We start from the raw sequence: 12,860 nt of genomic DNA, 5'->3' as shown, positions 1-12,860 counted from the left end.
GGCGAAACGCCTTACCATCCGCCAGCCGGAGGGATACGCGGAGGGATGAGCAGGGCCAGGGGCAAGAGGCAAAAGAAGAGGATGGTGATCCACTGGAAGACGTCCAGGAAAGCGATCATTTCGGCCTGGCTGAACAAGGTCTGGCCGAGCAACGCCCAGACGCGGGGATCCTGCGGTGCCAAGCCGCTGGACTGCAGCCAGTCCGGCAGCGCCGCACTGAAGGCATTGATGTGTCCACCCAACTGGTTCCAGTTGACCTGGGTTTCATTGGTGAGCACGGTGCCGTCGATGGCGATGCCGATGGAATTGCCGAGGGTGCGGACGAGGTTGAAGATACCGCTGGCCTCCGCAGATACCGCAAGGGGCAGGGTATCGAAGGCGATGACGGTGAGGGGCACGAAGATCATCCCCATGCCGATCCCCCGGATAATGCCGGGATAAATAATCCATGCGGGGCTGATATACAGGCTGTAGCGGGTCATGATCCAGGTGCTGACCGCAGTCAGGAGAACCCCGGCCATGACAAAAAGGCGCGGTTGGTAGCGATTGAGGAGGCGCCCAACGATCATCATGGCAACGGCGCTGGCGACACCGCGCGGAAACATGACCCAACCGGTGGTTTCCGGCATGTAATTCAGCAGCCCCTCCAGCATGAGCGGCTGCATGGCGGTGGTGCCGAAGAGGCCGAGGCCGAATACGCCGGTGATCAATGCGGCGGTGGCGAAACTGCGGTCGCGAAAGAGATGGAGATTGATGATATTGTCGGAAATCATCCATCCCCGCAGCAGGAAGATGAGGATGCCAAAACCCGCGAGGATGGACAGGGCCACGATGAACTTGGAGTCAAACCAATAATCCTCGTTCCCCCGCGACAGCACGATTTGCAGACTGCCGATCCCGATCGCCATGAGCAGTAGGCCCAGCCAGTCCGTGGACAGATTTTGCCTTTTGCTCTCGCGCATGGTGGCGGCGCCCAGCAGGAGCGAAAAAATCCCGACGGGAAGGTTGATGTAGAACAGCCAGCGCCAGCCCATGTGCTGGGTGATATAGCCGCCCAATACCGGCCCCATGGCCGGCCCCACCATCAGCACCATGCCCCAAATGGCCATGGCTCGCCCCCGCTCCTTTCCCGGGAAGAGATCGACCATGGTGGATTGGGCCAAAACGACCATGAGGGCGCCGAAACCCCCTTGCAAGGTGCGCAAGAAGACGATTTCCGCCAGGGTCTGGCTGGCCCCGCACAGACCCGAGGCAAGGACAAAGCCGGAAACACTGACGAGAAAAAGACGCCGCCGCCCAAAGCGGGCGGCGAGATGGCCGGTCAGGGGAATGCAGACCGCGGTGGCTGCCAGATAGGCGGTCAGCACCCAGGTGATTCGGTTCGGCGTAGCAGCCAAAGCCCCCATCATGTAGGGGAGCGCCACGCTGACCACGGTCATGTCCAGCAAGACCATCAGCATCGCCAGCATCAGGGCGATGCTGATCAGCCAGCGGTGCTCCTGGGGTCGTTCTGCGGAAGGGGCGTAAATTGTGCTTGCCGCCAACGGAGCCACCTTGAGGGACGAGAGGAAAAGCCGCCATCGGCATGGCGGTTTTCAGGAATCAGGCCATAACGGCTTTCCTGCTTTTCCCAGTATAATAAATCAAAGGGCGAAGATCATCGAGGAGGCAACGCCATGAGCGCAGGGCTCTCCTGGACTGAGGGACCGGTGACGGAAGCGGAACTGTGCCTCGTCACGGACCTGTACGAGCTGACCATGCTGCAGACCTACTTCGATGAGGGCGAAAATGGCCCGGCGGTCTTCGAGATGTTTTTCCGGTCCCTGCCGCCGTCCCGCAATTTCCTCGTCTTCGCCGGCCTCGGCACCGTCCTCCAATACCTGCCCCGCCTGCGTTTCACCCCGCACATCCTGGAGGCCTTGGAACGTACCGCCCTCTTCCGCCCGGCTTTTTTGGCTTATCTGGAACACTTCCGCTTCCGTGGCGACATCTGGGCCTTGGCGGAGGGCACCCCCTGCTTCGCCCGGGAACCGGTGCTCCAGGTCCACGCGACCTTGCCCGAAGCCCAGTTCGTCGAAACCCTGATCCTGAATCAGATCCATTTGCAAACCGTCATCGCCAGCAAGGCCATCCGCGTCGTGCTGGCGGCGCAAGGGCGGCCGGTGGTCGATTTCGGCCTGCGCCGCGCCCATGGTCTGGATGCCGGCCTGAAGCTCGTCCGGGCGGCGTTCATTGCCGGCGTGGAGAGCACCTCCCACGTGCTGGCGGGCCTGCGCTACGAGATACCCTTGCGCGGTACCATGGCGCACAGCGCCATCCAGGCCTTCGGGGACGACCTGACCGCCTTCCGGGCCTTCGCGCGCAGCGATCCCCATACCATCTGCCTGGTGGACACCTTCGACACCATGGCCGGGGTGGAGGCCGTCATCCGCCTGCGCGACGAACTGGGCGAAGCCTTCCAGGTCCGCGGCATTCGCCTTGACTCGGGCGATCTCGCCGCCTTGGCCATCGCCGCCCGCACCCGCCTCGATGCCGCCGACCTTGCCCAACTCATCATCTTCGCCAGCGGCAATCTGGACGAATACGAAATCCAGCGCCTCCTCTCCCGCAACGCCCCCATCGACGGCTTCGGCGTCGGCACCCGGATGGATGTCTCTGCGGACGCGCCCGCCCTCGACTGCGCCTATAAGCTGGCAGAATACAACGGCGAAGGGCGCATGAAGCTCTCCGCGGGCAAGGTCGGGTTGCCCGGCGCCAAACAGATTTTCCGGGAAGGGGGGAAGGACGGTCCGGCACGGGGCGACCGCATCAGCCTGCGCACCGAGGAAGGGCCCGGCCAAGCCCTCCTGCGGCCGGTGATGGAGGGTGGAAAGGTCTTGCCGGACGCGCTCCCTTCCCTACCGGAGATCCGGGACCATTGCCGGTCGGCCGTAGCCGCGCTGCCCGGTCCCTGCAGGGACCTGACGCCGGCTCCGCCCTACCCGGTGCAGGTTTCTCCGCACCTTGCTGCCTGGCAGGCAGAGATCGCTGCCCGCATCAGAAAACGGATCGCAGCCCTTGGGCCAGCGTCCTAGATGACGGTCCCGCGCCCATCCCTCTCTGCCAACGCATCGTTCTAATGCAACAAGGCCGCGGCCAGCACGGCGGCGTGGATGCCCAGTCCAATCAAGCCACCCACCAGGGTACCGTTGATGCGGATGTATTGCAGGTCGGTACCCACGCTCCATTCCATCTGCCGCACCAGATCCTCGTCCCGCCAAGCGTGGATGGTGTCGGCAATGTGCCGCGCCACGCCCTCGCGCAGCGGCTCGGCCAAACGCCGCACCCCCTGTTCCAGATGTTCGTTGATGGCGGCGCGCAGGGGCTCATGCTCGGCGAGAAAGGCGCCCAGGCCCCCGGCGCCGGCCACCAGCCGTTGATGGATCCGGGAATCGGGATGCTCCAGGTCCGCTGCCAACCAGCCCTGCAAATCCGTCCACAGACCGTTGACATAATCGCGCAGGGCGGGATGGTCCAGAATCTCCCCTTTCCAGCGCTCGGCACGCTCCCGAAAACGGGGGTCGTATTTCAGTCGCTGGATAAAATCATCCACCCAGGCAGTAAAGGCCTGGCGACGCGGATGCTCCGGATCGGCGGCGATCTCCTGCAATAGCTTGTTGCTGGCGGAAACCAGATTCTCCGCCAGATTATGGCAAAGGACGGCCGGATCGACCACCGCGCCCATCCACGCAAAAAGGGTCGGATAGGCCCTTTTCAATACTTCCCGGAGCGTCTCGGCAATAGCCTGCTGGGTTTCGCCCTGATCCAGCCAGCGGCTGAGGCGTTGAATGCCATCCTCCAGGAGTTCCTGATGACGGTGTTCCCGGGTCAGGGCATCGAGGATCTCGCCCGCCATCTGCGCCACGTCGATTTGACCCAACTGGCGCCGCAAGGTCTCCCGCAGCGCATCGCGCACCCGGATATCGTCCACAAAATGCAGGGCCTCCTGCACCACCACCAGCAGGTGTCGCCCGAGCAGTTCGGCGTTCTCCTTTTTTTGCAGCCAGGCCGCCACCGTGCGCGCCGGATCCAGCCGCCGCACCAGGCCGACGATGGCCTCCGTCTCCAGAAACTGATCGCGCACGAAAGCCGCCAGCTTGTCGGCGATGCGCGCCTTGTTGCGGGGAATGATGGCCGTATGGGGTATGGGCAGGCCGAGGGGATGGCGGAAAAGGGCCACCACGGCAAACCAGTCGGCCAAGGCGCCCACAATGGCCGCCTCGGCAAAGGCCCCCACCCAGGCCCAAGGGCCTTCCTGCCCGTGCCAGAGGGCCACGCCAAACAGCAGCACCGCCAGCGCCAACAGGGCCAGCGCCCTGCCCTGCATCCGCCGCAACGTTTTCGGCTTGCCTCCCGCCGCCATGCCACCCCCCTTCCTCAAGTCGCTCGCCCCCTTGCCGGGAGAAGCGCCCAGCCCAGGCAAGATCATGATCTTTTCCACCTGCCCTGGGGCAAGGCACGCTGCGCATGCCCTTCCACATTGAGCCCCTGGGCAGTCGTCCGCGATCGCCGCTTCTACGGGCTTACTCGCCAGGACTTTGGTGCCAAAAGGCCTGATGCACTTCGTCCAGATGTTCCAGACGCTCCACCACCCGATCCAGTTCTTCCTCCACCACGCTGCTGGTCAGGAGCGTTGCCGCGATCTCCGTCTCCCGTTGGCCGAAGGGATGCATCCGCATCTCCCGCAAAGGGTAGCCGCCCTCTTCCAAAATCTCCGTCACCGCATCCCGCAGATCGCCCTCCTGCCCCCGGGCGACAATCAGGTACACCGTGGTCGTCAACTCCGTTCCGCCCGTATCCAAAGGCCGACGATTGATCTGGTTCACCACCGGCCGCAGCAGGGTATTGGCGCTGAGCACAAAGACCGCCGCCAGCAGCGCCGGCGCCCACTGTTCCGCCCCCGCGCAGGCCCCCACCGCCGCCGAACCCCAGAGGGTAGCCGCCGTATTGAGACCGCGCACGTTGGCGCCTTCCTTCATGATGGTCCCGGCGCCGAGAAAACCCACCCCCGAAACCACATAAGCCACCACCCGCGTCGCCTCCGCCGCCCCACCCATGCGCAAGGCCAGATCGACAAAGATCGCCGCCCCCACCGCCACCAGGGTATTGGTGCGCAATCCCGCCGTGCGCTGCCGCCATTGCCGCTCGATACCGATGAGCGCCCCCAGGACGAAGGCCAGGAGCAGGTCCGCGCTGGTCTGCCCCAAGCCCGCCAATGGCGCCAGCGTCACCTCAGTGCATCCCGCGGGTAAAACCGATGGTTACCAAGACCAGCATGACCACGATGTAGGCCCGCAGACCCCAAAAGGCCCACTGCACCCAGCCCTTGATGGGTGCCCGCCGCAAGGGCGCCAGTTCCCGCACCCCTTCCCGATCCCAGAACACGGCAAAGGCCTCCGCCTCCCGCCGCTGCGCCTCATTCGCTCCCTCAATCCCGCTCATAAGTCCTCCTCATCATTCTTCATAAAGCCACCCACGGCCAAGGATCATTCCCCAACCAAGGCTAGAGCAAGTGCGGGAACACTACGCTCACCCCATAAAAGCCGTTGGCCACGATCAGCATCGCCACGATGGCGAAGGCGGCCATGTTCTGCCACGGCCGATTGACGTGGACCCCCATGATCTCCGGATCATTGAGCAGCATGAGCAGAAAGAGCATGGCCGCCGGCATGAAGATGGACGCCACCACTTGCACCGTCAGGTTGAGGAAGCCCAGGGGCGCGTTGGGAATGAGCACCACCACCGCCGCCAGCGCCGTGCCCATCAAGCCAGAGAGATAAAAGGGCAAGGCCCGTTGCGGGGGCAGGTTGATGCTGCGCGGCAGCTTCAGGGCCTCGCCCACGGCCCAGGACGTGCTGGCCGTAATGGCAATGGCGGCAATCAGCCCGGCCTCCACCAGCCCCAGGGCAAACAAGGCCGTCCCCACCGAACCGATGGGGCTCTGCGCCAGGGCCGCCATGATGCGATGCACCCCAAAATCCGCCGCCCCCGGCGTCCCATAGACCCAGGTCCCGGTCAGGACCACCAGGGCAATGGCCACCACCCCCATCATGACGGCGCCCAAGGCCGTATCAATCTGCCCGGCGCGGATGTCCCGCACCGTCAGGCCCTTGTCCACCACGCTGGACTGCTGGAAAAAGAGCATCCACGGCGCAATGGTCGTGCCCAGGTTGGCCAGGATCACATACAGAAAGCCGCCCACGGCCACCCCCGCCGGGATCTGCCAGCTCCCCAGGGCCGCCGCCACCTGCCCCCAATGGGGATGGGCGGCAATGGCCAGGGGCACGAAGACCAGATTTCCCGCTGCAATCCACAGCGCCACCCGCTCCCAGGTCGTATAGCGCAGAAAGAGCAGCACCCCGGCGACCAGGACGAAGCCCCCCACGGCACTCCAGATGGGCGCCACGCCAAAGACCTTCATCCCCACCGTAATGCCGATGAACTCCGTCACCAGGGTCAGGATATTGGCCACCACCAGGTCAAAGAGGGAAAAGGCCCCCCAGAAGGCCCCGTAACGGCCCCAGATCATCTCCGCATGGCCCCGCCCGGTCACCGCCCCGAGGCGGACCGTCATCTCCTGCACCACATAGGCCACCGGGATCATCAAGAGCAGGAAGGGGATGAAAAAGCCGATCCCGTAGGTCGCCCCCGTCTGGGCGTAGGTAATCACGCCGCCGGCATCGTTATCCGCCACCATCACCAAAATGCCCGGCCCCACCAGGGTCAGCAAGAGGCCCAAGCGCTTCCACAGGGACGGCCGCGCCGCCACTTCTTCCCGCAGGCGATGCACCCGCCAGCGATCCGCAGCCCGTTGCCGATCTTCCTCCGGCAGCCCAGCCAACACCTCCGCCGCCGAGGCATCCGTCTTCATCATCGTTGCCATAGTTTTCCCTCCCCAAGCCAAAGGAAGGCAGACCAGGACAAACACCGGTCATCTCCGCCCGAGAGCGGAACTCAATATGCGAAATTCATGGAAAATTCACACCGTCCGAGGACCGGACGGTGGCAGGCCGAAGCTAGACCAATCCGTACCGATCAACGGACCCTGAGCTGCCCCCGAGGGGCCATCTAGGGTGACTGTCCAAGCTACTGCCTCCTGCGTAAAAACACTGGCGACCTTGTAACGGTAATTCCGGCCCGTGTCAATAGGACCTGGGCCATCCTGTTTGGGACAGGACAAATGAAAGGCCAGCGGGCATGCGGTTTGGCCTAGTGGGCGTCGTGCCGCCGGTACAACTCGGTCCTGGCGTTGTCGTCGGGCAGGCCGTTGAAGTCGGCGAAGAGGTCGATCCGCTCCTCCCCCTGGCGGTCGGCGGCGCCACGCGCATAGGCGATGCGCACGGGGGCTTGCTCATCCTGCTTCATCACCGACTGGTATTCCGCGGTGGGGATGTTTTTGCGGGTGGCCTCGCCGTGGCTGAGGGTGGTGACGCTGAGTGTGGGGATGGATTTCTTGGCCATGGGCTTTATCGTTCTAGTGTGCGACCGGGCAGGCCAGCAGCAGCGCCTCTGCCACAACGGCAAGGCGCTCGTCTCTGGTCCACAGGGTTGCGTCGTCAGCCAGGGCAGTGGCGGCCAGCAGGTGGACGTCGATATAGCCGATGCCGCGCCCCATCAGGCGGTGACGCTCGATGTAGCCCAGGGCCTCGCCTGCGGTGGCGACGGGGGCGGCGGGCAGATTACCGAGCAACGCCAGCACTTCTGCGCGATTGGCGAGGGTGCCGCAGGCAAGTTCGCCAAGGACGAAGGGATGCATCAGCACCTGCCCGGCTTCCAGCGCCGCTGCCAGCAGCGGATCGTTGCGGCGCAAATGATCGATCCAGACGGAGGTGTCGACCAGGATCATTGGGGCTCGGCGCGCCGCCGTGGAATAGGCCGCAGATCCGGCTCGCTGCCGCCCAGGCGGGCGAGCCGCCGTGCGCTTTCGCGCTCGATGAGCGCCTTGAGCCCCGCGTGGATCAGTGCGGTGCGTTCTTTCATGCCCGTGATGAGCTGGGCTTCGTGCAGCAGGTGATCGTCCAGGTTGAGGGTGGTGCGCATCGTGTGCCTCCGGTCACCATGTATCATGGTGCATCATATGATGCCTGATCAGATGCATCAAGTCATCCGCGATTGTATGCACTTGATTCCGGATTCGGCACTTGGCGGCGGTATTTTCTGCTCTGGCCAAATCCATGCTTATCCGGTTTCCCCTGATCCAGGCCGGGGATTCGCTGGCATGGGCGCTCTGGCAAAGATCCTCCCAGAGCCTTTCCATGGCCGCCAATTTTTCTTCCATAGGCATCTGTTTTAGCAGAAACTTGAAATTCATCGCTGCTCCAGACATGGGGATTGGGCAGGGCGCGCCATTGGTCCATCTCCAGCCGCAGCGCATTGATGACGGCCGTGTGGGCGTATTGCTGCTCCTGGGTAGAGAGCCCTGCATCGAAGAGCAAGGCCGACTGACCGTCCCCGCCCTTTTGCTTCCGAGGCTTGGGGATCGGGGTGATGAATTCGGCGCGGCGCCGGGTCTCCAGGATCCGCTGCGTCGGCTGCCCGGCGCTATCCAGCTCCCAGTGACGGTGGGGATAGGCGTAGGGCGAATTGAGGATCGGCTGCGCGAAGAAGGCGTTATTCATTTTTCCGTTTTCTGCTGCATGGTCCTGATCCGCTATTGGGTAGTGCAGTCATGGAATAATCGCCCCTTCCTCATCAGGGCATGATGCCACGACGGCGGTTCCATGGAAAAGAAAGCAAGCCCATGCGGGACATGGGCTTAGCCGGATATTGCAACAGATTTATCTACGGTAGAAATCAGAACGGAATGTCGTCATCAAAATCCTCCACCGGCGCCGGCGGCATGTCCGGCTTGCGCCCACCGGCGCCGCCATTGCCGCCGTTCATGCGCGGGGCGGGCTCTTCGTCCAGGGATGCCGTACCGCCACCGCGGCCGCCGACCAGTTGCAGACGGTCGCCCACGATTTCCGTCGTGTAGCGCTCCTGCCCTTCCTTGTCCGTCCACTTGCGCGTTTGCAGCCGGCCTTCCACATAGGCCATGCTGCCCTTGCGCAGATACTCGCCGGCCACCTCCGCCGGACGGCCGAAAAAGACCACCCGATGCCACTCGGTCCGCTCCTGTTTGTTCCCCTCACGGTCCTTGAAGGTCTCCGAAGTCGCCAGATTCAGGGTCGCGATGGCCCCGCCGCTGGGCTGGTAACGCATCTCCGGATCACGACCCAGATGTCCAAGCAAAATCACCTTGTTCACTCCCGCCATGTCTTTCTCTCCTTCTGCGCATGGGACTGCCGTCACGAAAAGCCTTATACTAGCGCAAATTGGCCGTCATGCCTCCTCCTCCAGCTCTGGAACTCCATGGAATACATCCATATCCGCGGTGCCCGTACCCACAACCTCAAAAACATCTCCCTGACCCTGCCCCGGGATCGCCTCATCGTGATCACTGGGCTGTCCGGTTCGGGCAAGTCGTCGCTGGCCTTTGACACGCTCTATGCCGAGGGACAGCGGCGCTATGTCGAAAGCCTCTCGGCCTACGCCCGCCAGTTCCTCTCCCTCATGGCCAAGCCCGACGTGGACGCCATCGAGGGCCTCTCGCCGGCCATTGCCATCGAGCAGAAATCCACCTCCCACAATCCCCGCTCCACCGTGGGCACCGTCACCGAGATCCACGACTACCTGCGCCTGCTCTTTGCCCGGGTGGGCGTGCCCTGGTGCTGCGGCCAGCCCATTCAGAGCCAGACCATCAGCCAGATGGTGGACCAGTTGCTGGCCTTGCCCGAGGGCGAACGGTTGATGATCCTGGCGCCGCTCCTGCGTGACCGCAAAGGGAGTCACGAGGAGGTCATCGCCACCCTGCGCGCCCGGGGCTTTGTCCGCGCCCGGGTCGATGGCGCCCTGCTGGAGATCGACGAAATCCCGGCGTTGGACAAAAAGCGCAAGCACCGCATCGAGGCCGTGGTGGATCGCCTGGTTCTCCGCCCCGACAGCGGCCCGCGCCTGGCCGAGTCCCTGGAAACCGCCCTGGGCCTGGCCGACGATCAGGCCATCGTCGTCCTCATGGGGCCGCATCTGGACGAAGAACGCTTGTTTTCCGCCCAGCACGCCTGTCCCATCTGCGGCCGCTCCTTTCCGCCCCTGGAACCGCGGCTCTTTTCCTTCAACAATCCGGTGGGGGCCTGTCCGCGTTGCGACGGCCTGGGGGAAGTGACTTTTTTCGACCCCGACCTGATCGTGCCCAACCCCGGCCTGAGCCTCAACGAAGGCGCCATCCAGGCCTGGTCACGCCGCCACCGCGAACACTACACCCCCCTGCTGGCGGGCCTCGCGGCCCATTTCTCCCTCTCCCTGGACACCCCCTGGCAGGATTTGCCCGCCGCCGCGCGGGACACCATCCTGCACGGCGGCAAGGACAAGATCGCCATTCGGCAGGGTGCGCAGCAACGCCGCCAAACCTTTGAAGGGGTCATACCGGGGTTGGAGCGGCGCCTGCGGGAAACCCAGTCACCCCTGCTGCGCGAGGAGATCATGCGCTTCATGGGGCGCCTGCGCTGTCCCGCCTGCGGCGGCAGCCGCCTGCGGGAGGAGGCGCGCCTGGTGCGCGTGGGCGCCTTGGCCATCCACGAGGCATCCGCCCTGTCCATCCGCGAATGCCTCCATTACTTCAATACCCTCGCCCTCACCGGCCAGGACGCCCTCATTGCCGAGCGCATCCTCAAGGAGATCACCAGCCGCCTGCAGTTTCTCGTCGACGTGGGCCTGGACTACCTGAGTCTGGATCGCTCCGCCGAGACCCTTTCCGGCGGCGAATCCCAGCGCATCCGTCTGGCCTCCCAGATTGGCGCCGGACTGGTGGGAGTGATGTACGTCCTCGATGAGCCCTCCATCGGCCTGCACCAACGGGACAACGACCGCCTCCTGGGCACCCTCAAGCACCTGCGCGACATCGGTAACACGGTCATCGTGGTGGAGCACGACGAGGACGCCATCCGCGCCGCCGATTATGTGGTGGACATGGGCCCCGGCGCGGGCACCCACGGCGGCCAGATCATCGCCCAGGGCAGCCCCGAGGAGATCCGGCAAAACCCCGACTCCCTCACCGGACGCTATCTCTCCGGCGATCTGTGCATTGCCATCCCCGAGCGTCGCCATCCCGCCACGCCCGAACGCTGGCTGGAAGTCCGGGGCGCCAGCGGCAACAACCTGCAGATGGTGGATGCGCGCATTCCCTTGGGGCTATTCACCTGCATCACCGGCGTCAGCGGCTCCGGCAAGTCCACCCTCATCAACGACACCCTCTATCCCGCCGTATCCCGCGCCCTCATGGGCAGCAACCTGCACCCCGCAGCCCACCTCGCCGTACGGGGCCTGGAATATCTGGACAAGGTCATCGCCATCGACCAAAGCCCCATCGGCCGCACGCCACGCAGCAATCCCGCCACCTACACCGGCCTTTTTACCCCCATTCGCGAGCTTTTTGCCGCCAGCAGCGAGGCCCGCACCCGCGGCTACGGCCCCGGGCGCTTCAGCTTCAACGTCAAGGGGGGACGCTGCGAGGCCTGCGAGGGGGATGGGGTAATCCGCGTGGAGATGCACTTCCTCCCCGACATCTACGTCCCCTGCGACATCTGCGCCGGCAAGCGCTACAATCGGGAGACCCTGGAAGTGCGGTACAAGGGCAAGAACATCCACGAAGTCCTGGAAATGACCGTGGAGGAGGCCCGTCCCTTCTTCGACCCAGTTACCGCCGTGGCCCGCAAGCTCCAGACCCTGCTGGACGTCGGGCTAGGCTATTTGCGCCTGGGCCAGTCGGCCACCACCCTGTCCGGGGGCGAGGCCCAGCGGGTCAAGCTCGCCAAGGAGCTCTCCCGCCGCGACACCGGCCGCACCCTCTACATCCTCGACGAACCCACCACCGGCCTCCACTTCCACGACATCGCCCTCCTCCTGGAGGTCCTGCAGCACCTGCGCGCCGCCGGCAACACCGTGGTCGTCATCGAGCATAATCTCGACGTCATCAAGACCGCCGACTGGATCATCGACCTGGGCCCCGAAGGCGGCGCCGGCGGTGGCCGCATCATCGCCGAAGGCAACCCCGAAGCCATTGCCGCCAATCCCCTGTCCCACACCGGTCGCTACCTCCGTCCCCATCTCTCCCGCTGAACCTCAGGAGCATGCACTCGATGCCGCCACCAGGAAATGCAATTCACAACCGCTAGGAGCGGCCCATGGCCGCAACCTGCTCGTGGGCTCCATCCATTGGGGTCGCGGGCATAGCCTGCTCTGCGCGGGTGTATGCATAGATCCTTGGGGGGTTACCCAGAATCATTGTTTTCACGTTAAAACGCCCGTACCAACCGCCCGCAGACGCGAAAAAGGCCGGTTTTCCCGGCCTTTTTCCCAATCACAACTGCGCGATACTATTCGCCCGCAACGGCTCCCTGTCGGTCCACCAGCTCGACAATCGCCAGCGGCGCATTGTCGCCAGCCCGGAAGCCATATTTGACGATCCGCAGATAACCGCCCGGCCGTGCCTGATAGTGGGGCCCCAGATCATCGAAAAGCTTTACCACCGCCTGCCGATCCCGCAAGCGGGCAAAGGCCAGACGCCGGCGCGCCACCGTGGCGTCCTTGGCCAGCGTAATCATCGGTTCGGCAAAGCGCCGCAATTCCTTGGCCTTGGGCAAGGTAGTCACGATTCGCTCATTCTGGAACAAAGACACCATCATATTGGCGAACATCGCCTTACGATGACTACTGTTACGGTTTAACTGCTTGCCACTCTTGCGATGACGCATGACGAATATCCTTGTACTTGGGACCTGTAC

General features: G+C 64.1%; 13 protein-coding genes. 2 read left to right on the top strand and 11 right to left on the bottom strand.

What is annotated here, in order from left to right; genetic code table 11:
• Window positions 1-11: 11 nt before the first annotated feature.
• On the bottom strand, window positions 12-1,544 hold the full coding sequence (locus ACP5MM_RS04040) for a DHA2 family efflux MFS transporter permease subunit (RefSeq protein ID WP_427930838.1): 1,533 nt from the start codon (window positions 1,542-1,544) through the stop codon (window positions 12-14).
• Between the two features lie 132 nt (window positions 1,545-1,676).
• Here ACP5MM_RS04040 and ACP5MM_RS04035 point away from each other — a divergent pair, with 132 nt between their 5' ends.
• Window positions 1,677-3,074: a nicotinate phosphoribosyltransferase gene (locus ACP5MM_RS04035; protein WP_427934147.1), complete on the top strand. Its 1,398-nt coding sequence runs from the start codon at window positions 1,677-1,679 to the stop codon at window positions 3,072-3,074.
• Between the two features lie 41 nt (window positions 3,075-3,115).
• Here ACP5MM_RS04035 and ACP5MM_RS04030 read toward each other — a convergent pair whose 3' ends face one another.
• The 9 genes from ACP5MM_RS04030 to ssb form a co-directional block, all read right to left on the bottom strand.
• Window positions 3,116-4,468 (bottom strand): DUF445 domain-containing protein, encoded by a 1,353-nt coding sequence (locus ACP5MM_RS04030; RefSeq protein ID WP_427930840.1) that lies wholly within the window; start codon window positions 4,466-4,468, stop codon window positions 3,116-3,118.
• A 94-nt stretch (window positions 4,469-4,562) separates the two neighbouring features.
• Window positions 4,563-5,270: an MgtC/SapB family protein gene (locus tag ACP5MM_RS04025; RefSeq protein WP_427930841.1), complete on the bottom strand. Its 708-nt coding sequence runs from the start codon at window positions 5,268-5,270 to the stop codon at window positions 4,563-4,565.
• A 1-nt stretch (window position 5,271) separates the two neighbouring features.
• Complete coding sequence (locus ACP5MM_RS04020; RefSeq protein ID WP_427930842.1) at window positions 5,272-5,481, bottom strand: hypothetical protein; 210 nt, start codon at window positions 5,479-5,481, stop codon at window positions 5,272-5,274.
• A gap of 61 nt (window positions 5,482-5,542) precedes the next feature.
• On the bottom strand, window positions 5,543-6,922 hold the full coding sequence (locus ACP5MM_RS04015; RefSeq protein ID WP_427930843.1) for an NRAMP family divalent metal transporter: 1,380 nt from the start codon (window positions 6,920-6,922) through the stop codon (window positions 5,543-5,545).
• 326 nt (window positions 6,923-7,248) lie between these two features.
• The gene (locus tag ACP5MM_RS04010) at window positions 7,249-7,500 is read right to left on the bottom strand and encodes a hypothetical protein (RefSeq protein WP_427930844.1); all 252 of its coding nucleotides are present in this window, start codon (window positions 7,498-7,500) and stop codon (window positions 7,249-7,251) included.
• 13 nt (window positions 7,501-7,513) lie between these two features.
• Window positions 7,514-7,885, bottom strand: coding sequence for a type II toxin-antitoxin system VapC family toxin (locus ACP5MM_RS04005; RefSeq protein ID WP_427930845.1), 372 nt, complete (start codon window positions 7,883-7,885; stop codon window positions 7,514-7,516).
• Complete coding sequence (locus ACP5MM_RS04000; RefSeq protein ID WP_123103176.1) at window positions 7,882-8,079, bottom strand: type II toxin-antitoxin system VapB family antitoxin; 198 nt, start codon at window positions 8,077-8,079, stop codon at window positions 7,882-7,884. The genes ACP5MM_RS04005 and ACP5MM_RS04000 overlap by 4 nt, the downstream gene beginning before the upstream one ends.
• A gap of 62 nt (window positions 8,080-8,141) precedes the next feature.
• Entirely contained in the window at window positions 8,142-8,657 is a 516-nt protein-coding gene (locus tag ACP5MM_RS03995) for a hypothetical protein (protein ID WP_427930846.1), read from the bottom strand.
• Between the two features lie 175 nt (window positions 8,658-8,832).
• Window positions 8,833-9,294, bottom strand: coding sequence for a single-stranded DNA-binding protein (gene ssb, locus ACP5MM_RS03990; RefSeq protein ID WP_427930847.1), 462 nt, complete (start codon window positions 9,292-9,294; stop codon window positions 8,833-8,835).
• Between the two features lie 96 nt (window positions 9,295-9,390).
• Here ssb and uvrA point away from each other — a divergent pair, with 96 nt between their 5' ends.
• The gene (gene uvrA, locus ACP5MM_RS03985; RefSeq protein WP_427930848.1) at window positions 9,391-12,195 is read left to right on the top strand and encodes an excinuclease ABC subunit UvrA; all 2,805 of its coding nucleotides are present in this window, start codon (window positions 9,391-9,393) and stop codon (window positions 12,193-12,195) included.
• A gap of 257 nt (window positions 12,196-12,452) precedes the next feature.
• On the opposite strand, the gene rplQ is transcribed toward uvrA, so the two are convergent.
• Window positions 12,453-12,830 (bottom strand): 50S ribosomal protein L17, encoded by a 378-nt coding sequence (gene rplQ, locus ACP5MM_RS03980; protein ID WP_427930849.1) that lies wholly within the window; start codon window positions 12,828-12,830, stop codon window positions 12,453-12,455.
• Window positions 12,831-12,860: the final 30 nt, after the last annotated feature.

Origin of the sequence: Acidithiobacillus sp. (assembly GCF_049965315.1) — a bacterium.
Classification (GTDB): Bacteria; Pseudomonadota; Gammaproteobacteria; order Acidithiobacillales; family Acidithiobacillaceae; genus Acidithiobacillus_B.
This window is presented reverse-complemented; position numbering and strand designations above follow the sequence as displayed.

Coding starts and splice junctions, on each gene's coding strand:
- ACP5MM_RS04035 (WP_427934147.1), top strand. CDS start 1,677: ATGAGCGCAGGGCTCTCCTGGACTGAGGGACCGGTGACGGAAGCGGAA.
- ACP5MM_RS04030 (WP_427930840.1), bottom strand. CDS start 4,468: ATGATCTTGCCTGGGCTGGGCGCTTCTCCCGGCAAGGGGGCGAGCGAC.
- ACP5MM_RS04020 (WP_427930842.1), bottom strand. CDS start 5,481: ATGAGCGGGATTGAGGGAGCGAATGAGGCGCAGCGGCGGGAGGCGGAG.
- ACP5MM_RS04015 (WP_427930843.1), bottom strand. CDS start 6,922: ATGGCAACGATGATGAAGACGGATGCCTCGGCGGCGGAGGTGTTGGCT.
- ACP5MM_RS04010 (WP_427930844.1), bottom strand. CDS start 7,500: ATGGCCAAGAAATCCATCCCCACACTCAGCGTCACCACCCTCAGCCAC.
- ACP5MM_RS04005 (WP_427930845.1), bottom strand. CDS start 7,885: ATGATCCTGGTCGACACCTCCGTCTGGATCGATCATTTGCGCCGCAAC.
- ACP5MM_RS04000 (WP_123103176.1), bottom strand. CDS start 8,079: ATGCGCACCACCCTCAACCTGGACGATCACCTGCTGCACGAAGCCCAG.
- ACP5MM_RS03995 (WP_427930846.1), bottom strand. CDS start 8,657: ATGAATAACGCCTTCTTCGCGCAGCCGATCCTCAATTCGCCCTACGCC.
- ssb (WP_427930847.1), bottom strand. CDS start 9,294: ATGGCGGGAGTGAACAAGGTGATTTTGCTTGGACATCTGGGTCGTGAT.
- uvrA (WP_427930848.1), top strand. CDS start 9,391: ATGGAATACATCCATATCCGCGGTGCCCGTACCCACAACCTCAAAAAC.
- rplQ (WP_427930849.1), bottom strand. CDS start 12,830: ATGCGTCATCGCAAGAGTGGCAAGCAGTTAAACCGTAACAGTAGTCAT.